The 25,738-nt window shown below is 48.1% G+C and carries 23 protein-coding genes; 7 read left to right on the top strand and 16 right to left on the bottom strand.

Annotation, left to right across the window (positions count from 1 at the left end; all coding sequences use genetic code 11):
- Positions 1-158 precede the first annotated feature (158 nt).
- Positions 159-1,379, bottom strand: coding sequence for an ABC transporter permease (locus AC1DXC_RS14995; RefSeq protein WP_477459964.1), 1,221 nt, complete (start codon positions 1,377-1,379; stop codon positions 159-161).
- A gap of 83 nt (positions 1,380-1,462) precedes the next feature.
- On the opposite strand from AC1DXC_RS14995, the gene AC1DXC_RS14990 reads away from it, so the two are divergent.
- The 3 genes from AC1DXC_RS14990 (at position 1,463) to AC1DXC_RS14980 (ending at position 4,377) form a co-directional block, all read left to right on the top strand.
- Complete coding sequence (locus tag AC1DXC_RS14990; protein WP_477459963.1) at positions 1,463-2,692, top strand: exo-beta-N-acetylmuramidase NamZ family protein; 1,230 nt, start codon at positions 1,463-1,465, stop codon at positions 2,690-2,692.
- 82 nt (positions 2,693-2,774) lie between these two features.
- On the top strand, positions 2,775-3,692 hold the full coding sequence (gene fmt, locus AC1DXC_RS14985) for a methionyl-tRNA formyltransferase (RefSeq protein ID WP_477459962.1): 918 nt from the start codon (positions 2,775-2,777) through the stop codon (positions 3,690-3,692).
- A gap of 10 nt (positions 3,693-3,702) precedes the next feature.
- Complete coding sequence (locus tag AC1DXC_RS14980; RefSeq protein WP_477459961.1) at positions 3,703-4,377, top strand: hypothetical protein; 675 nt, start codon at positions 3,703-3,705, stop codon at positions 4,375-4,377.
- Between the two features lie 62 nt (positions 4,378-4,439).
- Here the strand turns inward: AC1DXC_RS14980 and AC1DXC_RS14975 are convergent, their stop codons facing one another.
- The 5 genes from AC1DXC_RS14975 to AC1DXC_RS14955 form a co-directional block, all read right to left on the bottom strand.
- Entirely contained in the window at positions 4,440-5,321 is an 882-nt protein-coding gene (locus AC1DXC_RS14975) for a universal stress protein (RefSeq protein WP_477459960.1), read from the bottom strand.
- 326 nt (positions 5,322-5,647) lie between these two features.
- Entirely contained in the window at positions 5,648-7,129 is a 1,482-nt protein-coding gene (locus tag AC1DXC_RS14970; protein WP_477459959.1) for a L,D-transpeptidase scaffold domain-containing protein, read from the bottom strand.
- A gap of 309 nt (positions 7,130-7,438) precedes the next feature.
- The gene (locus tag AC1DXC_RS14965; RefSeq protein WP_477459958.1) at positions 7,439-7,858 is read right to left on the bottom strand and encodes a hypothetical protein; all 420 of its coding nucleotides are present in this window, start codon (positions 7,856-7,858) and stop codon (positions 7,439-7,441) included.
- A 104-nt stretch (positions 7,859-7,962) separates the two neighbouring features.
- Positions 7,963-8,682, bottom strand: a complete 720-nt coding sequence (locus AC1DXC_RS14960) for an LOG family protein (RefSeq protein WP_477459957.1) — start codon at positions 8,680-8,682, stop codon at positions 7,963-7,965.
- 4 nt (positions 8,683-8,686) lie between these two features.
- Positions 8,687-9,508, bottom strand: a complete 822-nt coding sequence (locus AC1DXC_RS14955; protein ID WP_477459956.1) for a universal stress protein — start codon at positions 9,506-9,508, stop codon at positions 8,687-8,689.
- A gap of 381 nt (positions 9,509-9,889) precedes the next feature.
- Between AC1DXC_RS14955 and AC1DXC_RS14950 the strand changes: the two genes are divergently transcribed.
- The 4 genes from AC1DXC_RS14950 (at position 9,890) to hemN (ending at position 14,917) form a co-directional block, all read left to right on the top strand.
- Positions 9,890-11,080, top strand: a complete 1,191-nt coding sequence (locus AC1DXC_RS14950; RefSeq protein ID WP_477459955.1) for a PAS domain-containing sensor histidine kinase — start codon at positions 9,890-9,892, stop codon at positions 11,078-11,080.
- Positions 11,073-12,122: a response regulator gene (locus AC1DXC_RS14945; protein WP_477459954.1), complete on the top strand. Its 1,050-nt coding sequence runs from the start codon at positions 11,073-11,075 to the stop codon at positions 12,120-12,122. The genes AC1DXC_RS14950 and AC1DXC_RS14945 overlap by 8 nt, the downstream gene beginning before the upstream one ends.
- Positions 12,123-12,201: 79 nt before the next feature.
- The gene (locus AC1DXC_RS14940) at positions 12,202-13,227 is read left to right on the top strand and encodes a 2-hydroxyacid dehydrogenase (protein WP_477459953.1); all 1,026 of its coding nucleotides are present in this window, start codon (positions 12,202-12,204) and stop codon (positions 13,225-13,227) included.
- Positions 13,228-13,546: 319 nt separating this feature from the next.
- Entirely contained in the window at positions 13,547-14,917 is a 1,371-nt protein-coding gene (gene hemN / locus AC1DXC_RS14935) for an oxygen-independent coproporphyrinogen III oxidase (protein WP_477459952.1), read from the top strand.
- 672 nt (positions 14,918-15,589) lie between these two features.
- Here hemN and adhP read toward each other — a convergent pair.
- From adhP to AC1DXC_RS14885, 10 genes are all read right to left on the bottom strand, one after another.
- On the bottom strand, positions 15,590-16,624 hold the full coding sequence (gene adhP / locus AC1DXC_RS14930; RefSeq protein WP_477459951.1) for an alcohol dehydrogenase AdhP: 1,035 nt from the start codon (positions 16,622-16,624) through the stop codon (positions 15,590-15,592).
- 38 nt (positions 16,625-16,662) lie between these two features.
- Positions 16,663-17,010 (bottom strand): hypothetical protein, encoded by a 348-nt coding sequence (locus tag AC1DXC_RS14925; protein ID WP_477459950.1) that lies wholly within the window; start codon positions 17,008-17,010, stop codon positions 16,663-16,665.
- Positions 17,011-17,111: 101 nt separating this feature from the next.
- Positions 17,112-17,795, bottom strand: a complete 684-nt coding sequence (locus AC1DXC_RS14920; RefSeq protein WP_477459949.1) for a sulfite exporter TauE/SafE family protein — start codon at positions 17,793-17,795, stop codon at positions 17,112-17,114.
- Positions 17,792-18,214, bottom strand: coding sequence for a FixH family protein (locus tag AC1DXC_RS14915; RefSeq protein WP_477459948.1), 423 nt, complete (start codon positions 18,212-18,214; stop codon positions 17,792-17,794). The genes AC1DXC_RS14920 and AC1DXC_RS14915 overlap by 4 nt, the downstream gene beginning before the upstream one ends.
- A gap of 4 nt (positions 18,215-18,218) precedes the next feature.
- On the bottom strand, positions 18,219-19,595 hold the full coding sequence (ccoG, locus tag AC1DXC_RS14910) for a cytochrome c oxidase accessory protein CcoG (protein WP_477459947.1): 1,377 nt from the start codon (positions 19,593-19,595) through the stop codon (positions 18,219-18,221).
- 1 nt (position 19,596) lies between these two features.
- Positions 19,597-20,487 carry a cbb3-type cytochrome c oxidase N-terminal domain-containing protein gene (locus AC1DXC_RS14905; protein ID WP_477459946.1) on the bottom strand — a complete coding sequence of 297 codons (891 nt, stop codon included), beginning with the start codon at positions 20,485-20,487 and terminating at the stop codon, positions 19,597-19,599.
- A gap of 2 nt (positions 20,488-20,489) precedes the next feature.
- Positions 20,490-20,675 carry a hypothetical protein gene (locus AC1DXC_RS14900; protein ID WP_477459945.1) on the bottom strand — a complete coding sequence of 62 codons (186 nt, stop codon included), beginning with the start codon at positions 20,673-20,675 and terminating at the stop codon, positions 20,490-20,492.
- Between the two features lie 6 nt (positions 20,676-20,681).
- Positions 20,682-22,808 carry a cytochrome-c oxidase, cbb3-type subunit I gene (gene ccoN / locus AC1DXC_RS14895; RefSeq protein ID WP_477459944.1) on the bottom strand — a complete coding sequence of 709 codons (2,127 nt, stop codon included), beginning with the start codon at positions 22,806-22,808 and terminating at the stop codon, positions 20,682-20,684.
- 291 nt (positions 22,809-23,099) lie between these two features.
- Complete coding sequence (gene ccoS / locus AC1DXC_RS14890) at positions 23,100-23,258, bottom strand: cbb3-type cytochrome oxidase assembly protein CcoS (protein WP_477459943.1); 159 nt, start codon at positions 23,256-23,258, stop codon at positions 23,100-23,102.
- The gene (locus AC1DXC_RS14885) at positions 23,255-25,642 is read right to left on the bottom strand and encodes a heavy metal translocating P-type ATPase (protein ID WP_477459942.1); all 2,388 of its coding nucleotides are present in this window, start codon (positions 25,640-25,642) and stop codon (positions 23,255-23,257) included. The genes ccoS and AC1DXC_RS14885 overlap by 4 nt, the downstream gene beginning before the upstream one ends.
- Positions 25,643-25,738: the final 96 nt, after the last annotated feature.

Below are 25,738 nucleotides of genomic sequence, written 5' to 3'. Positions count from 1 at the left end.
GTGGAGGAAAATCATCACCCGTCATCTTGAACTTGTTTCAAGACCCCATCATAAAAGTCGCCATTGTGTTAACCTACTTTGCTTGCCGTAGACCTGCCGCGTGGGATTCCGAAATAAATTCGGAATGACGAGAATTAGGATCGCCAGCCTTTCCCCCCCTACTTAAACCTTATTGCCCGCACCGGCGATATACGCGTTACCAGCATACTCGGTATTATAAGCACCAGCAGGCAAATAACCAGCGTGCCTACATTAAGCATCAGCACATCCAGCACGCTGAACTGAATAGGCACAAAAGCCATATAATAGTTTGCCGGGTCGAGCGCGAAAAAGTGGGTTTGCTGCTGAAAATAGCCTATGCCCAGCCCCAGCAAATTGCCCAAAAATAGCCCTACCCCTATCAGATAAGCCGCATTATACAAAAACACTTTTTGTATAACCCAGTTTTGCGCACCCATCGCCTTCAGCATACCTATCATGCTGGTGCGCTCCAATATCATGATCAACAGCGCCGATATCATATTGATAACCGCCACCACCGTCATCAACACCAGCATCACAACCGCGTTTGCATCCAATAGCCCCAGCCACTCAAAAATCATGGGGTAGTTCTCCACCACGGTGTATGATTTTAGCAGTATGGGCAACTTATCGTCTATCCAGTCGGCAGTAGGGTTAAGCCGGTCGAAATCGGCAACACGCACTTCGTAGCCGCCAACTTCGCCTTTGTTCCAATCGTTAAGGCGTTTGATGAGGTTTATATCGCCTATGATAAAGTTTTTGTCTATCTCATCGGCACCGATATCGAAAATGCCTTGTATCCTCAGTTTACGCTTGCGCGGGGTTTCCTGTACGAAATAAATCAGCAGGTCATCGCCGGCTTTTAGTTTAAGCCGCTTAGCTATCACCTGCGATACCATCACTTGCTTCATCGCGTCGGCCGAATCCCTGAAATCGATAACGCTGCCGCTCACCAGCATTTTTTTCATGTAATCCCAGTCGTAGTTTTTATCTATTCCTTTCATGATTACGCCTTCCCTATCGTTGTTGGCCTTAATAATACCGGGTTTAGTGGCAAAGGCGTTGATATGGGCAACATACTTATTGGCCGTTAATTTAGCTATAAGGCCCGGCTCGGGTATAAAGGAAGAATTTTCGTAGGAGTTGTTCAGGTCTGATTTTACGATTTGCACATCGCCTGCAAAACCGCGTATCTTCTCGCGTATTTCGGCTTTAAAGCCCCTGATGATGGCCATAGAGAGTATCATCACCCCAAGCCCGAGCGTAATGCCTAAAATGGCTATACGCACAATTAATTTAGAAAAAGTACGCTTACTTTTTAAGGTGATACGATTGGATATGAACCGGGCGAAACTCAATGCTGGATGGATTTTTGTACCTTCGCAAATATGCGCTTTTAAGCTTAAACAAGCTGCCTTTAAATTTGGTTTAGTATAATAAAATGATGATGAGGATAAAGATATTGTTGCCCGCCGCCTTGCTATGCAGCCTGTTCATCACCTGCGATAACCTTGCCCAAACGCCCCGCAGCCATAAAACCGCCATCAAAAAAATGACGTTGCCGGTGTTGCCAGCTGCCGACCAGGTGCCCGTTTACCTCGATTACCTGAAAGGCAAAAACATAGGCATGCTGATAAACCAAACATCGGTTATCGGGCCAAAAAAAGTGCCCGTGGTTGATAGCCTGCTTAAGCTGGGCGTAGCCGTGAAGAAGATATTCGGACCCGAGCATGGCATAAGGGGCAATGCCAGCGATGGCGCTACCATAAACGACAGTACCGACCCGGTAACCGGCCTGCCCGCTATATCGCTATACGGCAAACACTTTAAACCTACGCCCCAGGATTTAAAAGGCATCAACCTGATGATATTCGACGTGCAGGATGTAGGCACGCGCTTTTACACCTATATCTCTACCCTGCACTACGTAATGGAAGCCTGCGCCGAAAACAACATCGAACTGGTGATACTGGACAGGCCTAACCCCAACGGTTATTTTGTGGACGGTCCGGTGCTGGATACCGCCTTCCGTTCCTTCGTAGGCATGCATACTATCCCCGTAGTACACGGCATGACGATTGCCGAATACGCCCAAATGATTAACGGCGAAGGATGGCTAAAAAACAAGGTGCAGTGTAAGCTTAAGATATTCAAAGTGGCCAATTACGCGCACGATAAGCCTTATGTGCTGCCCGTAAACCCATCGCCCAACTTAAACTCCGCGCAATCGATACTGTTGTACCCCCACATCTGCTTTTTTGAGGGCACCAACATCAGTTTAGGCCGCGGCACCCAGGTACCATTCCAGATACTGGGCAGCCCTTTGCTGAAAGATAAGTACCCTTTTTCATTTAAACCGGTAAGCATACCGGGCATGAGCGATAATCCGCCCCTAAAAGACCAGGTTTGTTACGGAATTAGCTTAAAAGATTACAATACCGACACCCTACGGCAACAGAAAAAGCTTAACTTAGCGTGGCTGATCAGTTTTTATAAAGCGTACCCTGATAAGGAACACTTTTTTATAGCATACTTCAATAAACTTGCCGGCACCGATGTGTTGAAAAAGCAAATTATCGCCGGCAAATCGGAGGCTGAAATAAGGGAAAGCTGGGAGCCCGCCCTATCGAATTTCAAGGCTATACGCAGCAAGTATTTGCTGTATAAGTAAGCTGCGTTGCTGTGCCGAAGGCATTGCAATGCGCACCGTTCCGCTCTTTTTATTTAATGCTAAATCTTAACTCCACAAGCAGATGAGAATTATTTTTATGGGTACTCCCCAGTTTGCTGTTGCGTCGCTGGATGCCTTGATCACCGCCGGTTGCGAAGTTGTAGCCGTTGTTACCGCCCCCGATAAACCCGCAGGCCGTGGCAAAAAAATAAGTAAAAGCGCCGTAAAGCAATATGCTGTAGAGAACGGATTGAAAGTACTGCAACCCGAAAAGCTGAAAAACCCCGATTTCTTAAAAGAACTGGAAGCCCTGCACGCCGATTTGCAGGTGGTAGTAGCATTCCGCATGCTGCCCGAGGTTGTTTGGAACATGCCGCCAAAAGGCACCATCAACCTGCATGCTTCGCTTTTGCCGCAATACCGCGGCGCGGCCCCCATAAACTGGGCCATCATCAATGGCGAAAAGGAGAGCGGCGTTACTACCTTCTTCCTCACGCACGATATAGATACCGGCCACATCCTGTTCACCGAAAAGGTAACCCTTAAAGGTACCGAAACCGCCGGCTTTTTGCACGATTGGCTGATGACCAAAGGCGCGGGCCTGCTGGTAAAAACCGTAAAAGGCATCGAAAGCGGCCGCTACAGCCAGCACCCGCAGGACCATTTTACCGACGGCATTGTACTGAAGCATGCTCCCAAGATTTTCAAAGAAGATTGCCTGATTGATTTTAACCAGCCCGCCCAAAACGTTTGCAACCTTATCCGCGGCCTAAGCCCATCCCCTGCGGCATATACCACCATAAACGATAAGGTGCTGAAAATATACTTCGCCACCCCGGAGATTACCGACCCGGGATTATCGCCCGGCGCCTTCGTAACCGACAATAAAACCCATTTTAAATTTGTAGCCGCCGATGGCTTCGTAAACGTAACCGACCTGCAGCTGGAAGGCAAGAAACGCATGGAAATTGAGGAGTTTTTAAGAGGGAATAAGTTTTAAGACTTCGGTGATGAAACGGGCCATTTTATGCGGTATATTTTTGGTGTCGTTTTCCAAAGCATTTGCCCAGGCTTCACCCGATTCGCTAATCTCCAGCCTTGTCAACGCTGTTTATTTAGAGCGTGTAAACCCTGCCGCTAAATTTTACTATCTCTATAAAAAAGGTGAGAATCTTGACCTTAATAAAATAGACATCGTTCCTTCTGATTTCTTAAATGAAAAGGAGCTTTTAAAAGATGTCCCCGTTAATGAACTTCTCGTGGCGACTAAGCAAGATACCACATCCATTGATTGGAGTAATTATAATTTAGTTAGTGCAAAATGTGTTCTTAAACCGCCTGTTCGGTATTCGTACAGCGTTAAGATAACCAAAATTGTGCCGTTTAATGCTCCCGATTCTATGGTACAGAGGTTGAGAAATGAAGGAATTATACCTGTTAGATTAAAGAGCTCGATATCGAACAAACAGTACGACAAGCTAACTAAGAAGGCTCTTGAACGCTATGAAAAAGATACCCCAATTGAAAATAAAAACTTTTATTTTTTTTCCAAGCCGGTATTTTCCAAAAACCGGCAATATGCTTTAATCGCCCTCAATGGCAGCGGTCGGGGCTGTCTGTATATATTCAAACTGAGCGAAGGTAAATGGATAAAAGTTTACCAATTTAATTGTTGGGTTGTGTAGTGGCCCTTCCTCCATAAAAGAGGAAGTTGCTATTTAAACTACCGCTGCGATTTATTATTTTGTTAAGCCAGCACGCCTTTAAAACCTTCGGGGAAAACAAGCAAGGGCACATCTACCGCTTTTGCCAGGTGCTGGGTATGGCTGCCGTTTAATAGCCGGGTAAGAAACGGTTGCTGCCGGTGTACCATGGCCAGCATATCCACCTGCCCGTGTTCGGTAAGCCAGGCAAGGCCTTCATTTACCTGGTTATTTTGCACGCCGCGGTAATATATGCGCGGGTAATTTATCTTACAGGTTACATCGCGCAGGAAGCTGTCTACACGGTGCTGCTGTGCTGCCACATCTTCAATCTCGGTATTAACATGGGTTATCAGTATCTCGGCATTGAATACCTGCGCCAAACCCGCCAGCGATTGCAGTATCTCCAAATCCCCCTCGCTCAAATCGGTAGCGAAAGCTATTTTATTGATGCCTTTGAAAGTAGCATGTGCCGGTATAAGCAGTATCGGGAAATTGGCCTTGCTTATCATCTCGCGACTGTTGCTTCCAAAAAAAAGCCGGTTAAAATCTCCCGCGCCAGACATCCCCATGATTACCAAATTGGCCTTATCGGCTGCAACCAACTCTTTCACGTAAGTTACCACCTCGCCTGCATCGCTGCTGTGTTCTATTTTGGGGTAAAAACCGTCCTCCCCGCCTGCGGCTACCTGCTCTTTAGATAAGGTACTGGTCAGGTAATCCAGCTCGGCCTCTGCATCGTTCTTCAGCGTACCGTAATCTTCCAGCGGCCATACCACCTGCCCGGCCATTACGTAATCTGCGGGCACCTTTATCGCATTGCAAAACTTGATGCCTGCTTTTATCTTCTGAGCAACGTGCACGGCGTATTTGGCCGCATTGTACGCGGCGGGCGAGAAATCGGTGGGGATGAGTATTTTTTTCATGATATGCCTGATTTTTTACTGCTACGAATTTTGCCAGAAACCCGCTTTTATAGAATGACTACGGTCATAATTTAATGCTGTTTTTTGTGATGCTCGTCACTAATAGCCATTAAACGCTACGAGCCAAAACCTTAGAAGCTGTCTAAAAATGGTTTATTTTTTCGTAGAGACGCAATATTTTGCGTCTCCCGCCATACAAAACGGATTGGCAGGATGGAATTTGCATAACGGAGACGCAAAATATTGCGTCTCTACAGTCGATTCCGCCCTTGGGAAACAGCCACGGTTAAAACAAGTTATATTTTAGACAGCTTCTTAGATAAACGCTACCGCCTGGTAGCAACTGCTTTATCTGCGCCATAGAGTGCCAGTTCCAGGCTGGCATCCAGACTGTAGATATCTTTGTAGGTAACCACTTCGCCGTTCTTCACTTCGCAGGTAAGGTAGGTTATGGCAATGGGCACCGCCTTTTTCAGGTTGAATATTTTGGTTTGATATGCATTTATTGATTTTTGCATGGCCGCCACTTTATCGGCGCTGCCATCATTCTGCAACAGCGCAGCGGCAAATTTATCGGCAAATTGCACGCGTACGCAACCGAGGCTTAGCGCCCGTTCGGGTTTGCCAAACAGTTTTTGCTCCGGGGTGTCTTGCAGGTATATATCATACACATTGGCAAAACGGAACACCACCACGCCCAGCGCATTATCGCAGCCGGATGATTGCCTGGCGTAATACCTGCCCGGTTTTTGTTTTATTTTAATGAGGTATTCCTTGTTAGGGTGAATGAGCTCGCCATCGTAATTATAAATGGCATAATTATTTGCGGTGAGGTAGTTAATGTCTTTAATAGCCTTTGGGAGCAACTCTTTCGCAAATATTTTTGCGGGCACTTTCAATTCTGGTGCCGTGGTAAAATACTTTATGCGGCTTTGCAGGCTGGGCGTTGGGTTGCCGGCCTTGCCAACAACTACCCTAAAAGTATCAATGGCGCCAGCGCGGTAAAAGTTTAGCTGGTAAGAGGGTATATTTACCTGTACAATATTTAGTGTATCCATATCGGCCCAGCGTAAACGCTCCATATTAATGGCCATTTTGCGTATCAGGGCTTGCGGTGTTTCATAGCAGTCTTCCTGGTACAGTCCGGTCAATAAATGCATTTGGTACTGCAATCGGCTATACCAGGCATTTTTTGGCTGCGCGCTTAATACCACCTCCATCAGGTCGGTGCTTTGCATGGCTTGCTTGAGCAAGGCAACGGCTTTAAAACTGCCTGCTTTATCCAAATCTATTTTTGCTGCGGGATACATGGGGTTCAACTTGCCGTAATGCAGGTGGTTGATAAAGGTTAGTATGGCATCGGTAAGCATAATATCGTAACGGGCCTGGCGGTCGGCCGGCACGGCATTGGGCCGTTCTAAAATATCGTGCAGCGCAGTATATAACAGATCGTTTGGATGGTAAGCTTCGTGCGTAAGCCCAAATTGCAGCACACAATCAATCATAAGCATAGCAGCCCAGGCCTGCTTACCATTGTTGCTGCCGGCAACCCAATTTTCCCTAAAATCCTGCATTTGGTAAAACCTTGCGGTAGAAGCCGGGAAATTCAGGGCCAGTTGGCCACCTGCCAATTGCTTCCTAATCTCTGTAGAAAGGTCTGCATTGCTGTTAATTCTGGTACCGGCCTTGGCACTTATGCCTGTTATCAAAGCAAATAACAGTACTACCCAAAAGAGGCATACTAAAAGGATCGTATTGGCCGTGCTTGCCGGCTTATATTGGGCTGATAAGATTAAATTCTTTTTCATGGTTTTGTGCTTTGTTGTTTTCCATGTCAAAGTTAGGGCTGCCCCCGCTGCGGAATAATGACCTGCGTCATACAATAACATGAGTTGCAGCAAGCCGGGGCGCGGCATCGTCAATGTCATTATTTGAGGAAAAGTGGTAAAGTTAATTTCACGCAAAGGCGCAAAGATTTTTAAGATTTTTACTTTGCGATCTTAGCGGCTTTGCGTGATAAAAAATCTCAAATAATGACTTTGTGGGGCATAGGAAGGGCGCTCATGGGGTGAGACCATGGCGCCCTGCATTATTATTATTTGAGAAAGGGTATTTTTTTAACCGGCCATATAGGCATCTTCCCGCATAACGGTTTCGATGAGGGCAAACAGCTCCTTTTTTACCTGGCGAAATTCCACCAGCAAATTGGCTATTAAACACTCCAGCTCTATTTGCTTGCCTTTAAGCTTATCTATATTCTCCGGCACAAAATCTTCTGCCATCAGTTCCAGTTGCCTGGTTTGCTTCGCGAGCGACTCACCTAACCGGAGTTCATCATCTTGCAGGCATTGTATTTTCTGCATGATTTTGCGGAGGTTTTCAATCCCCGAAAATTCTGCCACTTTTGTAAAATACCTGTCGATCAGTTGCCCGAAAAAGGCCGTTTCTATCTTAAAAAATTCCAGATCGGAGGCCCAATGCTTCGCCACAAGATAATACTGCAACGACCGGGCCGACATAGCGTTTAATGTTTCCATATGCGTTTATAATTGATGTAAATATGCGGCACTGCTAACGATAACAAACTGATGCGGCTCACAAAAAAAGATGATGCAAAGCATATTTGCCCTTGCTAAGCCCCCTACCGCTCAAACAGCCAACGCAAGGGCTTTACCTTCCCTCTCGGCTTCAACTTAAATTGCTTTATGCTTTTTTCCCTTATCAGCGCCACGGCTTCGTCTATATCATCCGTAACTAAAAAGTATTGCATATCGTCATCCCCAATGGTGTGGTTTGCTTTCATTACTTCAATGTGCGCTATCAATTCCTGATGATACTCCCTGCCTAAAACGATGATAGGGAAGTTTTTTATTTTGTGGGTTTGGATAAGCGTAAGGGCTTCAAAGTACTCGTCGAGCGTGCCGTATCCGCCGGGCACTACCACAAAGGCAAAGGAATATTTCACCAGCAACACTTTACGCAAAAAAAAGTGCCGCATATATACCCACCTATCCAGGTAGGGGTTTGGTTTTTGCTCAACCGGCAATTGTATATTGCAGCCCACCGAGTAGCCACCAACATCCCTGGCACCGCGGTTGGCCGCTTCCATTAAGCCAGGGCCACCGCCGGTAATAATGGTAAAACCCAGTTTTGCAAATTCGCCCGCGGCTTTACGCGTTAGTTCATAATACGGGTGGCCCTCACTAAACCTGGCCGAGCCGAACACAGTAATGCAGGGCCCTACAAAGTGCAAAGCCCGCAACCCACGGATAAGGTCTAGCATGGTTTCGATGGTAAATCTTAATTCCTTAAAACGCGACCGCGGCCCTTCCAGGAATTGTATATCGGTGTTCGGGTTCATACGATCAATAAGGAAAAATAATCATGGGGACAGGTATATGCTGTGGCAGGCATTCTTCAATATATTGCCCAAAAATTCCTTCAAAATGGAAACGGTGGTTTACAACCGCCAGCAAATCAGTACGCAGGCCGTTTATCATTATGTCGGTAGCTTTGCCTAAATCCCGTTCATTGGTATTGTTAAAAAGCAGGCGCGGGTAGTGCACACGGTTGTATATTTCGTTGTTAAAAACGCTTAGGGCATAAGCTTCATCCATATGTGGCAGGCCGCGCGCTGATAAGTGATTTACCGAAACAGATGCGTTGAACAATTCTCCCAGCCCGGCCAGGAATTTCACGATCTCAATTCGGCAGTAACGCAGGTCGGCAAGGTAAACCATCCTTTCTAAATCTTTTACCTCCCAGTTTTCGGGCACTAACATTACCGGGCATTTTATCCGGTTCAATAAGTAATTAGTGTTGATAAGATTGCTCCCGGCATCCGCTTGCGTGGCATTACAGCCTTTAATAACCATCCAAATATTGCGGCTATTTATTTCCACGGCTATTTCGCTTTCCTTTTTGCCGGCAACATCCAAATAGCTCAGGTGCGGCAGCTGGTCATCAACCAAATCAAGGGCTATCAAAGGCTGCTCAAAGCTGTCAGCAGCCGTGGCCGAATTACCTGCTACAAGGGCAAATTCCCGCCTTTTTTCGGCTTTCGCCGCCGGCTTACATGTTTGCGCAATAAGTATTTCGCACTTCCTATGGCGCGCTATCAAATTTCCCAGCAGCAGTGCGTTCTCTGCCCCGGCAGCGTTATCGCTTATTACCAAAATTGTTTTCATCGTATTTACAGGCTTTTGATTATTGTAAAGGTGGGGCTTGCACAGGGTGCATAACAATGACCGCCGTCAGTAAAAATTATGGCTATGATCAGTTATTTCGCATCAATGCCATTTACTTAAGCAATCCTGCACTTAAAGCCCCCTCTAAATCTCCCCCGGAAGGGGAGACTTTAGCTTCGTCCTCCTTGATTTTTAAGTCCTCCCTACCGGGGAGGATTTAGGTGGGGCTTAAGTAAACGACATTGTATTTCGCAACCACCCCCCCCTCGCATTTGCAAAAAAATGACGCAGATCACTTTTCAGCAAGGGGTAGCGTTACTTTTTAACCAATATGCAATATTCATATTTGTGACAAGTATCATTTAAGCGTTACTTTACCCTATGGAAAATGCAGCCTTACTAAAAGCTATTATTAACAATGCAATTGACGGCATTATCACCATAGACGAACGGGGCCTGATAGAAACCATAAACCCGGCCGCCTGCAAACTCTTTGGCTACAGCCAGGAAGAGGTGATAGGCAAAAACGTATCCTTCCTGATGCCTCCGCCCGATCGCACCCAGCACGATGATTACTTAAAGCGCTACCAGCATACTAACGTGCCGCACATCATAGGCATAGGCCGCGAGGTAACAGGGCTGCGCAAGGATGGCACGGTGTTCCCATTCCGGCTGGCGGTAAGCGAGGTGAACTACTCGGGCAGGAATAAATACGCCGGCTTCATCCACGACCTGAGCAAGCAAAAGGAAGCGGAGGAGCAGCTGAAAGACTACGCCGCGCACCTGGAAGAACTGGTAGACGAGCGCACGCGCATACTAAAAGATACTGTACTTGCCCTGCAAAACGCCAAGGAAGAGGTGAGCATTTCTCTTGAAAAAGAGAAAGAGTTGGGACAACTAAAGAGCCGTTTCGTATCTATGGCATCACATGAGTTCCGCACACCCCTGAGCGCGGTGCAGCTGTCGGTTTCGCTGATTGCCAAATACGCCGAGCCATACGATAACGAGAATATACGCAAGCATGTGGGCAAAATAAAAAACGCCGTGGGCACGCTAACAACCATCCTCAACGATTTCCTGTCGCTGGAGAAACTGGAGGCCGGTAAGGTAGAGCCCAACTTCAACAGCTTCGACCTGGTGAAGCTGGCCGAAGAGATAACCGAAGAGATGCAAACCGTGGCCAAGCAAAATCAAAACATCATCTATCAGCATACAGGCAAGGCCAGCATGGTAAAACTAGACCAAAACCTGCTGAAGCACTGTGTTATTAACCTCGTTGCCAATGCCATCAAATACTCGGGCGAGAATACTTTTATCGAGTTCAATACAGAAATAAACCGTGAGGCCTGCATCATCACCGTGAAAGACAACGGCATAGGCATCCCCGAGGCCGACCAAAGGCATTTGTTCGAGCCCTTCTTTAGGGCGCATAATACGGGCAACATACCGGGCACCGGGCTGGGGCTCAATATCGTGGCACGCTATTCGAGCTTAATGAACGGTACCGTAGCCTTTAAAAGCGTGGTAAACCAGGGTACAGCTTTCACCATTTCATTTACGCATTATGAGTAAACAGGTTTTAATCATCGAAGACAATAACGATATCCGCGAAAGCATCGTAGAGATATTGCAACTGGCCGATTTTACCGTACACCAGGCCAGCAACGGCAAAACAGGCGTTGAACTGGCCCTTGCCCACAAGCCTGATATTATCTTATGCGATATTATGATGCCCGAGCTGGATGGCTACGGCGTACTGTATATGCTGCATAAAAATCCCGAAACGGCGGCAATCCCCTTTATATTCCTGACAGCCAAAGCCGAGCGGGTAGACCTGCGCAAAGGCATGGAAATGGGTGCCGACGATTACCTCACCAAACCTTTCGACGACATTGAGCTACTGAACGCCATAGATAGCCGGCTGAAAAAAAAAGAATTGCAGCAAAACTTTTACAGCCAATCGTTGGATAGGTTGAACACCCTGATTGCCAAAAACGGCGGCCTTGCCGAACTGCGGAAGGTAATTGCCGAGCGCAAGACCCGCCAGTTGAAAAAGAACCAGGTAATTTATTACGAGGGCGATAAAGGCAATGGCCTGTACATTGTGCTAAGCGGAAAAGTAAAAACCATGAAACTAGCCGAGGATGGCCGCGAACTGATGACCGGCATTTACGCTGCCGACGATTACCTCGGCATAAACGCCATGCTGGCTGGCGAGCCCTACTCTGATACCGCCACCACGCTGGAAGATACGCAGCTGTGCCTCATCCCCAAAGAGCAGCTGGACGAATTGATAAACCAGTACCCCGAGGTTGCCCGCGAGTTTATTACGCTGCTGGCCAACAACGTGCGCGAAAAGGAGGACCAGCTGTTACAACTGGCCTATCAATCGGTACGTAAACGGATGGCAGGAGCCTTACTGCGCTTGCATAAACAACAAAATAATGCGGAGAGCATTAAGATAAGCCGCGAGGATATGGCTGCCATGGCGGGCATGGCTACAGAAACCGTTAGCCGCACGCTTACCGATTTTAAAGACGAGGGCCTGATAGAGAAAAAAGGCAGCGTGATAACTATTATAGATGAAAAACGCCTGCAGAAGATGAAAAACTGATGCAGATCACTTATTAGCCTGACCCCGCTCAGATAAGGACTGCCGCCATTACGATAATTTTGACATCAAATTATTGTGGATGAAAGCGGTAGCATATAGTATAAAGCCATTTGAGAAAGAATATCTGGCCAAGGCAAATCAAAAAAAACATGATATAACCCTTATATCAAACCCATTGAGCTTAGATACGGCCATCTTTGCCGAAGGTAAGGATGCGGTTATCGTTTTCACCAACGATGATGTATCGGCAAACGTGGTGCAGCGGCTGGCCGATATGAGTGTTAAATACATTGCCACACGCTCGGCCGGGACGGACCACATAGACAAAGAAGCTGCCGCGAAGCTCCATATAAAAGTGGCCAATGTGCCTCAATATTCGCCGCAGGCCATTGCCGAGCATTCGGTAGCGCTGGCTTTCGCGCTCAGCCGCAGGCTCATCAAAGCCGATTATAACAGCCACCATTTCAATTTCCTGAGCGATGAGCTCATCGGCTTCAACTTCCACGGCAAAACCGTAGGGCTTATTGGCCTGGGCAACACAGGTATGGCTGCCGCTGCTATATACCATGGCATGGGCTGCAAGGTAATTGGGCACGACCTTAACTTCCCCGCCGATACCACAACCGTTAAGCCGGCATCGCTAGAAGAAATTTGCACCACAGCAGATATCATTTCCCTGCACGTACCCCTAACGCCCGCCACAAAACACATCATCGATAAAGAAAGCATCGCGCTGATGAAGCCCGGTGTAATGCTCATCAATACCTCCCGCGGGGCCCTGATGAATACAGCCGACGTAATTGCTGCCCTGGAGAGCAATAAAATTGGCTACCTGGGCCTTGATGTATATGAATTTGAGAAAGGCCTCTTTTTTGAGGACCATGAAGACGACCTGGTGAAAGATGCCCTGCTAACCCAACTGATGCGGCGCGACAATGTGCTGATAACGCCGCACCAGGCCTACCTCACCAGGGAATCGCTACAGGAGATATGCAACCAAACCATCACTAACCTGGATAGCTGGCAGCAAAACAAATGCGTAGGCAAAGCCTGTGTTTGCGCAAGCAATTGCCGCCCACATACTGATATTGCAATAAGCCATTAACGAAGGTGGCTATTCATAAAATGTTCCTACGGAACATGATCAAATGGGGACTTTTTTTCTACCCATAAGATGTCCCGATGGGACATGGAATAAAAACATCCCGAAGGAATGAAAAAGCCAATTCGTTCCGTTAGGAACGTTTTATGGGTAGAACCCGATCATAGTCAACCCTGAAAAAATCCCGAAGGGAATAAAAAAACAAATCCGTTCCGTTAGGAGCGTTTTATGGGTAGAACGATAATATTTCACGTTCCATCGGCACGTTTTATGAAATCTACCAAATGACAGTCTATTACACTTGATATAATCCTCCACACCAATGCCATTAACGGATAAGCTTTTAACCGGCAAATACAACGTTGCCGCCCCGCGCTACACCAGCTACCCCACCATGCCCTATTGGGATACGGAAGCCTTTACGGCGGACGCATGGGAGGCCAGCGTACAAGCCTCATTTACCCATAGCAACAGGGCTGATGGCATAAGCCTATACGTGCATTTGCCCTTTTGCGAGAGCCTTTGCACCTATTGCGGCTGCAATACCCGTATTACCAAAAACCACGGGGTAGAGCAGCCTTATATCAAAGCTGTATTAAAGGAATGGCAGATGTACAAAGATATTATGGGCGATGTGCCGGTGATACGCGAGCTGCATTTAGGTGGCGGCACGCCGACGTTCTTTAGTCCCGAAAACCTGCAGTTGCTGATACAGGGCCTGCTGGAATGGGTAAATATTCATCCAAAAGCAGAGTTCAGTTTTGAGGCGCACCCGGGCAATACCACAGCGCAGCATTTGCAAGTACTGTACGATTTGGGTTTCCGGCGCCTGAGTTTAGGCATACAGGATTTCGACCCAAGGGTGCAATTCATCATCAACCGGCACCAAACGCTGGAGCAGGTGCGCGATGTTACGTTCGAGGCCCGTCGCATAGGCTACACTTCCATCAATTACGACCTTATCTACGGCCTGCCCTTACAAACTGCCGAGGGGCTTATCAACACCATGCAACTGGTAAGCGAACTGATGCCCGATAGGATCGCCTTTTACAGCTATGCCCACGTACCCTGGATAAAAGCCAGCCAGCGCCGCTTCACCGAAGCCGACCTGCCCGATGGCGCCGCTAAGCAAAAACTGTACAGCATTGGCCGCAGCCTGCTCAAGAACTACGGCTATATAGAAGTTGGGATGGACCACTTCGCCCTTCCCCACGATTCGTTATTGAAAGCGGTGGAGAATGACCAGCTGCACCGTAATTTTATGGGCTATACGCATCAGCACACCCAATTGATGATAGGCCTGGGCGTATCGGCCATAAGCGATTCCTGGTATGGTTTTGCCCAAAACGTAAAACATCTGGAAGAATACCATAGCCTGATAGCTCAGGGCACGCTGCCCGTATTTAAGGGCCATATCCTCACGCACGATGACCTCATTCTGCGCAAGCACATCCTCAACATTATGTGTACCGGCAAAACCGGCTGGAACCATCACACCGAACCCTGCGAGGCCCTATTGTTGGGCATAGAACGCCTGCAGCCGCTTGAAGAGGACGATCTGATAGAACTCAGCTCTTTAGGTCTTAAGGTAACCGAAAAAGGCAAACGCTTTTTACGCAATATATGCATGGCGCTTGATTCCCGCCTTTGGGCCCATAAACCCACCACCCCGTTGTTTAGCATGGCGGTGTAGTAGCTCCTCACCAAACGGGCTGGCAAATCCATAAGACGTTCCTATGGAACGTAGCGGATGCGTCTCGTTTTTCTCTACCCATAAGATATCCCGAAGGGATATTGAAAAGCCCTCTTCGTCCCAGCGGGACGGCTTATGGGTAACAAGGCAAAAAGCATATTTTAACGTTCCATAGGAACGTCTTATGCAAGCTGCCCAATACATAGCCAATTATCGTCTCAGTAGGGAAATAAAATTGAAAAACACCTCCCCTTAACGACCTTCTACAAGGCTGGAAAAAGCTGGAAATCCATAGCAAAAATCCGCGCAAAAGCTGGAAAAAGCTGGAAATTTTTTTCGCCTTAAAAACAGGGTTTTTAACCAAAACGGCCATTCCATGCAAATTGGGCCGTTTTTAATGTTTGCAGGAAAAAGCTGAAAAAAACCACAAAAACCTCCGAAAAACACAGAAAAACACCGATTTTTATCGGGAAAATTGATGAATTTTTGCCTGCCGAAGCAGCAAAAAACCGGCAGGTAAGCCTATCCCCTACATCACAATTTGCTCTCATTTTTTCTGATTTCTATAAAATAAAACCTGGACAAGAATTGCGGGAATATTTGCCTCCTATAAACAAAAAAGCCGGCTGCATCATCACGATGGCCGGCTTGCTGTTTATATGAATTATTGAATTAGGCTGTTGCTATTTCCAGTACGATACGGCCCTCTATCTCACCCTTTTTCATATTATCGAAAACGGTGTTGATATCTTCCAATTTGGCCGTATGCACGGTGGCTTTTACTTTGCCATCAACCGCAAATGCAATGGCTTCCTGCATATCTTTACGGGTACCCACAATAGATCCCCGGATGGTGTAGCGGTTAATAACCGTATCAAATATCGACAAATCGAAGCCGCCTTTTGGTAAACCATTGAGTGCCAGGGTGCCTTTGCGCCTTAACATGCCTATACCCTGCTCAAATGCAATGGGCGATACCGCAGTAACCAGCACACCATGCATGCCGCCGGTTTGTTTCTTTAGGTAGGCACCGGGGTTCTGCTCTTTGGCATTCACCACTAAATCGGCCCCCAGGCGTTTCGCCAGATCGAGCTTGTCGTCGGCGATATCTACTGCTGCCACCAGCATGCCCATGGCTTTGGCGTATTGCACGGCCAAATGCCCCAGTCCGCCTATGCCCGATATGGCTACCCACTCGCCGGGTTTGGTTTCGGTTTCCTTCAGGCCTTTGTACACGGTGACACCGGCACAAATTATCGGTGCCATATCCACAAAATTAATACCCGCCGGGAAATGCGCCACATATCGCGAATCGGCCACCACGTATTCTGCAAAGCTGCCGTTCACGCTATACCCACCGTTCTGTTGTTCCGCACAAAGAGTCTCCCAGCCAGTGATGCAGAACTCGCAGCAACCACAGGCACTGTGCAGCCAGGGTACGCCTACTATATCGCCTTCCTGCACATTGGTTACCCCCTGCCCTTTGGCTACCACATAACCTATGCCCTCGTGCCCGGGTATTAGCGGTAATTGGGGCTTCACGGGCCAATCGCCGTTGCAGGCGTGCAAATCGGTGTGACAAACGCCGCAGGCCATTACTTTTACCAATATCTGGTTATAGCCAGGTTCGGGTACAGGTACTTGTTCAATCAGCAGCGGTGCTCCAAATTCATGGATTACGGCGGCCTTCATTGTTTTTGGGATCATGTATGTTTAACTGGTAAGATGAATGAGATGCGATTGTTTTAAATCAAAAAGATAAGCAGCATCAGCACATGCGCAACAACGCTTACGGCCAGTAAACCCAGCAGCGTTCTGATGCCGGAGCCGCCCATGCCAGCGATAATATTGGCGAAGAACAGCGCCAGCGTAATAGCCAGCACAATTATAGGCGCGTTGAAATAGTACATGAATACGGCAGGCAGCGGCAGAAAAAGCACGCCCTGCGCAGTAAGCGATACCAGGAACCAAAGCGTTTTGTTGGGAGCCTGCCCGTCGGCCCAGAGGCTTAGGCGGGTAAGGAAATTATTAGTGGTGGTTTTAGCAGGAGTGCTATTGGCCCAGTGGGCTGCAGTGTTTGTTAAAGTTGCCATGATGTTTGTGTTAATAATTTATACCACAAAGATGGCGTGTTGGCCGCAGCAAGGCCATGACGGCGGGCCTTTTGAAAAGTGACAGGCGTCACTTTTTTCGGTCAGTAACAAATGCTGCCGTCCGGGTTCCTTGCAGGGCTCAGGTAAGGTATATCGAGGCCTGCCCCGCGCAATATGAACCACAGGCCAAGGCAAACCATCAGGTATGGCAAAAAAACGTTTATTTTGCGGCGCACCGCCGGCCCCGCGAAGCCCGCACTGATGGTTGCCAGCAGCATAAGCGGGAAGGTGCCCGCGCCAAACCAAAACATATATTGCGATGCGGTTACCGGCGAAGGGGTGTTGATAGCCCCCAACAGTGCCAGATATACGAAACCACAGGGCAAAAAACCATTCAATAAGCCAACGGCCAAATGCCCTGCTTGATGTTTTAAAGCATAATTCAGCATACGGTTTACCGGCGAAAAAAAGGCCTTATTTCCTTCGGGCAATAGTCTCCATTTAAATATGCGGCTGATGCCCACCGCAATAATAATAAGCCCGGTTACTATGCTTACCGCCTGCTGCAGGTTGGCCAGCCACAATTGCCTGCCCACCATACCGGCTATAAAACCCAGCAAGGTATAAGTGATAACCCTGCCGCTGTTGTAAAGCAACTTATCTACAACTATACGCCAGCGGCTTTGCCCAAACGAGGGAATGGCAAAAGCAAGCGGCCCGCACATGCCAACGCAGTGCAGGCTGCCAAACAAGCCTATAAAAAAAGCTATCTCGTTACTGCTCATTTCACCAACACTTCTTTTTTATACAGGTATTGCTTGCTGTTGCTTTTCCATTCTATTGTTAATTGCCAGGGGCCGCGAGCCATGTTGGCCAATGGAATAGCCACTAACCGCCCCTTATCTGAGTTGAGTTGGAACACCCTATCCATACTAGTGCTGGAGGGGCGCATGAATTTCACCGTACCAACAACCGGTTTGGCAAAGACAAATTGCAGCTGCCCGTTTGCCTGGGTAATGGTGGGGCGGGCGTTATCTTTAGTTACCTGCTGTTCGCGGTTGTACTCCTGGTTAAAGTTGAGGCCTTTCTCATAGTACTGGTGGTCGAAATCATCCGCCGGTACGTTGAACATATAGATGCACATACAGATGATAAAGAGCATAAATATTACCATACCCCCAATTATTCCTTTTCCCCAATTCATTTGCTTAGTTATTTACAGGACCTATAAAAGAGGTACTTACGGTTTCTACTATTTTATTATTGGCTATCACCTGTAGCTTGATATCCGTTTTTGGCGAGTGGATGGCCGAAGCCTTCACCATCACAAAAAACACCACTTTGGTAGAGCCACCTTTGGCAATTTTATCCGGTGCCTGGATATATTTTATTTTGATAGCCGGGTCGTCTGCTTTAATGGTGATGGTGGTTGGTACGTTGAACTTGTTGATGATTTCGGCGTTATAAATATTGCTGATATAGTCGCCGGGTTGCTCCTGGTACAGCATACCGGCACTGCGCATCACCGTCATATCCAAATCAGTCCGGCTGAAAATAAAATAGCAAAGCACGGTCATCATTACGGCAATAACCGCACTGTAGCCCATCATCCTGCCGGTGAAAACTGGCTTTTGATTATTGGCTATCATATTTTCTGAGTAGTAGCCAATAAGGTTGCGCGGCTTATGTATCTTATCCATCACATAATCGCAGGCATCTATGCAGGCAGTGCAATTAACGCACTCCAGCTGCGTGCCGTTACGGATATCAATACCCGTAGGGCAAACCGCTACGCAGAGGTTGCAATCAACGCAATCGCCCAGCGGTGGTGCGGTTGGCGCGGCTTTCCTGTCGAGTTTACCGCGGGGCTCGCCCCTGGTTGTATTGTAGGCCACAACGATGGTATCGTTATCTAAAAGCACGCCCTGCATACGGCCATAGGGGCATATTACGGTACAAACCAGCTCGCGCACCTGGCTGTAAACCAAGTAAAAAACAGCCGTAAACACCCATATACTGATAAACCCAACCCAATGCAGGCTAACCGTTTCTGTCACAATTTTTATCAGGCCTTCGCTACCGATGACGTACGCCAAAAAAGTATTGGCTATTAAAAACGATACGAGGATAAACAACAGATGCTTCGCGCCTTTCTTGAGTATCTTTTCCCTGTTCCAGGCGGCAGCATCCAAATGCTTGCGTTTGTTGGCGTCGCCCTCTATCCAAATCTCTATCTTACGGAAAACCATCTCCATAAATATGGTTTGGGGACAGATCCAACCGCAAAACACCCGACCAAAAGCCAACGTAAACAGGGCCACGCAAACAATAAACACCAGCGTGGCCAGCACAAACAAAAAGATATCCTGCGGCCAGAAAACCTGCCCGGCTATCACAAAGTGCCGCTCCAGCACGTTCAGCAGCAATAGCGGCTGCCCGTTTATCCTCAGGAACGGCCCAGCGAAAAAGAATACCAGGTACACATAGCTGATGACGCTACGCCACCTGTAAAACCTGCCTTTACGCAACGATGGATATAGCCACCTCCTCTTACCTTCGCTCCCAACCGTTATCGCTGCGTCCATTTTAGTTTGTTGCTATTTTATTTTCTTCTTCTTTGGTTCCTTGCGGTTCTTTTGCGCCCGCCGGATGTGTGTCTTTCAACGATAATATATAGTTAGCCACATCGGATATCTGCTTGGGCGATAGCTGTTTTTCCCAGGTAGGCATTCCTTTGCTAAGCACGCCGTATTTCACGGTTTTGAATATGTCGCCAATTTTGTTGCCGTGCAGCCAATATTCGTCGGTAAGGTTAGGGCCAACTACGCCTTGTCCGTTTTCGCCGTGGCAGGCGGCGCAGCTTTGCTTGAATACTGCCTGCCCCGACCCGATAACCGCCGGATCGCTAACCTGCTTCACGGTACGCTCGTCTACCCGGTTTGCCGCTTTGCTCAGGTAAACCTTCTGCGCGGCATCGGCTACGGCTACTTCATTTTTATACTCTTCATCTTGCAAGGGCGCAAGGTTAAATACATGGTATATGAGCAGGTAACACACGGCAAATGCGATGGTACCATAAAAAAGCACCATAAACCAGCCGGGCGTTGAGTTGTCTAACTCCTGTATGCCATCGTACTCGTGCTCCATAATCATATCCTTTTCTTCGGATAACGGCCTTAGGGACAATAGCTTGTTCCAAACCTGTCCTTTTGGTTTGGCGGCCGTTTTGGGTGGATTCAGCTCGGCGGCAATTTGCTGGTTGGTATAGCCCTGGCTTTTTAGGATAACCTTGGTAAGCACTTTAAAGGTGCGCAGTATCATCAAAAGTGCTATCAGAAAAAGCAGCATCATGGTGATGATGGCACCGTAGCCGATGTAATTTTGTACATCGGGAGAAATGAGGCTGTCATTTTGGGCGCTTGCCGGTTGCAAAAACATTACAAAAACAGCAATCAATATTAAACGTAAGTATTTCATGGCTATAAGGTGTTAAGTACTTCGCCTTCGTTATCGTTAAGGGGGATGGCGCTCATGTGATCTACGTGGCTTTTTTTGAGCCTGAGCAGCAGCACCGTTACGATAATGAAAAACACTAAAAATATCGCGAGTGAGAAAAGCAAGTAAACCTGGTTCCCTTGTATGTTTTCTGTGAATTGCTTAAACATGATATGTTATTTATTGGTGGTTTTGGTTGCTTTAATGTCTACTCCCAAGCGTTGCAAATAGGCTATAACGGCCACAATCTCTTTATCGCTCTGTACTTTTATCTTATCCTTGGCCAGGTTATCGGCAATGCCTTTAGCCTGCTTGCCAAGTTCCTGGTTGGCTATTTTATCGTAACCGGCAGGGTATGGTACGCCCAGGGTTTGCATGCCCCTTATCTTGGCCGGTGTAGAAGTGGTATCCAGCTTCTGGGTTATCAGCCAATCATAATTAGGCATGATACTCCCGGGCGACATCAGCCTGGGGTCCATCATGTGGTTATAATGCCAGGCATTGCCGTATTTCTGTCCTTCGCGTGCCAAATCGGGGCCGGTACGCTTAGATCCCCACAAGAAAGGGTGATCGTACACAAACTCGCCTGCCTTGCTGTACTCGCCATAACGCTCCGTTTCAGAACGGAAAGGCCTTACAGTTTGTGAGTGGCAGTTAGAGCATCCCTCCCTGATATATATATCGCGGCCTTGCAGCTCCAGCGGGGTGTATGGTTTTACGCTGGCAATGGTAGGTACGTTTGATGATATAGTAAGCGTAGGCATCAGCTCGATAACCGTACCGATAAGGATAACTACCAACGCAGCCACCATCAGTTGTATCGGCTTGCGTTCCAGTCGGCGATGCCAGGCTGTTTCGCGCTCCATGGTATGCACGGGCAGCAAAGCCATAGCCTGGGCCGGTTCGTTGGCCACCAATTTGCCTTTCAGCATGGTTTTGGTAAGGTTATAAGCCATTACGATAACCCCTAGTAAATACATGGCCCCACCTACCGAACGCATGATATGCATTGGTATAATCAATACAGTGGTTTGCAAAAAGTTGGGGTATTTCAATATCCCTTCGGGGGTAAACTCCTTCAGCATCAGGCCCTGGGTAAAACCGGCCCAATACATCGGTATCGCATAAAACAATATACCCAGCGTGCCAATCCAAAAGTGGAAGGAGGCCAGTTTTTTGGAGTAAAGTTCGGTTTTGTACATCCTCGGCATCAGCCAGTACAAAATGGCAAAGGTTAAGAAACCGTTCCAGCCGAGGGCACCCACATGCACGTGCGCCACTATCCAATCGGTAAAGTGGGCTATGCCATTTACCTGTTTAAGGGATAACAGGGGCCCTTCGAAGGTGGCCATACCGTAAGCGGTTAAACCCACTACCATAAACTTCAGCACTACATCTTCGCGTACTTTATCCCAGGCACCGCGCAGCGTAAGCAAACCGTTGATCATACCGCCCCAGCTTGGCGCTATCAGCATGATAGAGAATGCCACGCCTAATGATTGCGCCCAGCCCGGCAATGTGGTGTATAGCAAATGGTGCGGACCGGCCCATATGTAAATAAATATCAGCGCCCAAAAGTGCAGTATGCTCAGTTTATAGGAGTAAACCGGGCGATTGGCCATTTTAGGCAGGAAGTAGTACATCATGCCCAAATAAGGTGTGGTAAGGAAGAATGCCACCGCGTTGTGGCCGTACCACCATTGCACCAAGGCATCCTGCACGCCCGCGTAAACCATATAGCTTTTGAAAGGCGATACCGGCAGCTCGAAAGAGTTTACAATATGCAGCACCGCTATGGTAACGAAGGTGGCGATGTAAAACCAGATAGCCACGTACAAATGCCGCTCGCGGCGTTTGAATATGGTACCGAACATGTTGATGCCGAATACAACCCAAATCAAGGTAATGGCAATATCGATGGGCCACTCCAGTTCGGCGTACTCATGCGATGTGGTGAGGCCAAGGGGCAATGTGATTACTGCCGAGAGGATGATAAGCTGCCAGCCCCAGAAGTGTATCTGGCTGAGGGCCGTGCTGAACATGCGCGCCTTAAGCAGCCTTTGCAGCGAATAATAAACGCCCATGAATATAGCGTTACCCACAAACGCAAAGATTACCGCATTGGTATGCAGCGGCCTTATGCGCCCAAATGTGGTGTATTGATTGCCCATATTGGCAGCGGGGTGGAACAGTTGAATGGCTGCGATGAGACCAACTGTCATCCCGATGATGCCCCAAACAATGGTTGCAATACCAAAGTTGCGCACGATCTTGTTATCATAATAAAATTTCTCCGGCTCCATATATTGTGATTTTTATTTCGGTGGTAAAAGTATAAGCGCCAATCCGGCGACAGAATGACGTAAGTTGGCTTAAAAGGTGATGGCGGTCACTTATCCGGTGTCGTTGCTTGTCGCGTGGCTATTTGACTCACCCCGGGTTCGCTATCGCTGCCCGCCCCTCTCTTCGCTACGCGGAAAGAGGGTGAGCTACGGTATGTTGTTTTCTTGCCCTCTTTGCGTAGCAGAGAGGGCCGACGCCCGCGAATGGCGGGCCGTCGGGGTGAGTCAAATAGCGACGCAGGCATGCCAGCATCATTTTTGGACCGGCTCTTCTTCTTCGTCCAGCAGTATGCGTACCGATGGCGTGTACAGGTCATCATTCTGCCCGCTGCGCTGCGCCCAAAAAAAGGCGGTTAAAAACAGAGTGGCCAGCAATACGCTGCAGCCTATTAAAAAGTAGATGATGTTCATTGCAAGCCCCTCCTTCGTGCGGCTATATGCGTGGCTATTGTAGTGAATGATATGATGGTTACGGTGCTTACAGGCATCAGGATGGCCGCAATCAAAGGCGACAGGTTGCCCGTAACCGCATAGCTTAGCCCGATAAGGTTATAAGTTAGCGAGATGAAGAATGAGCAATGGATTATCCTTACCGTGCTTTTTGAGAATTGCAGGAAGGCAGGCAGCTTGCCGAAGGATTTGCCATCCAATATGGCATCGCAGCCCGGCGAAAAGTTGTTTACGTTATCGGTTACGGCAATGCCCAGGTCGCTTTGCTTAAGTGCACCGGCATCGTTAAGGCCATCGCCAACCATCATTACTTTTCCTTTGAGGTGTTGAAGCAACCGTATAAAGCCCAGTTTTTGCTGCGGCGACTGGTCGAAATGCATCTGATCGGGCTTGAATACGCCGAGCAGCTCTTCTTTTTCATGGTTCTGGTCGCCCGATACCAGGAATAGCCGATACGGGGGAGAAAGCCGGGCAACTTTATCCAGCCCACTTCGATAGCTTTGGGCAAAGGTAAAATAGCCCAGGTAAGCCGCGTTGATCATGATATGCACCCGCGTAGAAAGGGCCTCCTCCTCCTGATGCCCGAAGACGAACTTACCACTGCCCAGCCGTATGTTATCCGTGCCGATGGTGGCGCTTATACCCTTACCCGGTATCTCGTTATATTCGTTTACAGGCAGTTTGGCCATGCTGCCCAGATAACGGCATATCATGCGCGATAACGGGTGGTTAGAGTTGGCGCAGGTGCTGTAAATAAGTTGTTTCTCGCGGCCCCGCAACACCGCGTTCAGCGTGATGTTGTTGCCGCCGCTAGTGGTGATGGTACCCGTTTTATCGAATACAATGGTATCTATGCGGGCAAGCTGCTCTACCACGGCCGTATTCTTCAGGTAAAAAAGGTTGCGGTCGAAAATGCTGAGCGCGGCCGACATGGTAAAAGGCGTACTCAATGCCAGCGCGCAAGGGCAGGCTACGATGAGCACCGCAGTAAAAGCGGCCAGCCCTCTTCGGGCATCGGTTGGCAGCCAAAACGCCAGGCAGCCGAATGCAATTACGAGCAGTACTACCGTAAAGTATTTGCTCACCTTCTCGTTGAAGGTTTGCATACGGTTATCCTGCTGGCGGGTAAAGGCCTCGTTGTTCCAAAGCTGGGTTAGGTAGCTTTGCGATACCGGCTTCACCACCTCCAGTTCAATGGCTTCGCTGGTTTGCCTGCCGCCGGCGTAAATAATCTCGCCAAGGGTTTTATTCACCGGTACCGATTCGCCCGTTACGAAACTAAAATCTACCAAAGCCTCGCCTTTCAGCAATATCGCATCGGCAGGTATAATCTCGCTGTGCCTTATCACGATGCGTTGCCCTACCTTTAAATCGGCCAGGGGTACGGGCTTTTCGGCATCGCCTTCCATCACCTGCACGGCAACGGGGAAAAACGAGCGGTAATCTCGCTCGAAGGAAATATGGTTATAAGTTTTGCGCTGCACGAATTTGCCCACCAGCAAAAAGAAAACCAGCCCGCACAGCGTATCGGCAAAACCTGCGCCGCTTTTTGTTAGTATCTCTATTACCGTGCGGCCGAACAGCACCGCAATACCCAGGGCCAGCGGAAAATCGATATGCATCACCTTATTGCGGACATTTTGCCAGGCCGAGGTAAAGTACCCTGTGCCGCTATAAAAAACAACCGGCAGGCAGAACGCGATATTGAGCCAGCCGAAAAAATGCCTGAAAGATTGCTCGTAAGCCGATAGCCCGAAGTACTCGGGGAAACTCAGCAGCATTACGTTACCAAAGCAGAACCCGGCCACCGCAATTTTTCCCACCAGGTTATCGTTATTTATGCCGTTTTGCTTTTTGATGACGTCTTGCAGGCTAATTACCGGCTCGTAACCAATATCATACAGCAACTCAACCAGCCCCTTCAGGCTCAGTTTTTTATTATCGAATTTGATATTGAGCTGCTTCTTCAGGAAATCGATACGGCAGTAATGCACCGCCGGATTAAACTTATTCAGCTTCTCCAGCAGCCAAATACACGAAGAGCAATGTATATGCGGTATGTACAGCGTAACCGTTGTTATCTCGTTATCGGTATAATCTATCAGTTCTTTGATAATGGTGGGTTCATCCAGGTAATCGAAACGCTTATCTATACGCTGGCGGGTGGCGCCGGGATGGTCGTTATAGTTGTAGTAGCTGCATAACTTATTTTCAGCAAGTATGCGGTACACGCTTTCGCAACCCTGGCAGCAAAAGGTTTTCTCTTCGAATTTGTACGTTGTGGATACACAGTCCTCCCCGCAATGATAACAGGTGGTGAGCTGCGCAATTGTGCTCTCGGTCATTATTCAAATGTTTGCTCAAAAATCCCTGCTTTTGGCTGCTTAAATAATGATGCACCGCGCCAAAAAATGTGACCTCCGTCAGGTTCCGCCCCAAGC

The sequence above is a fragment of the Mucilaginibacter sp. P2_D11 genome (assembly GCF_056404435.1).
This window is presented reverse-complemented; position numbering and strand designations above follow the sequence as displayed.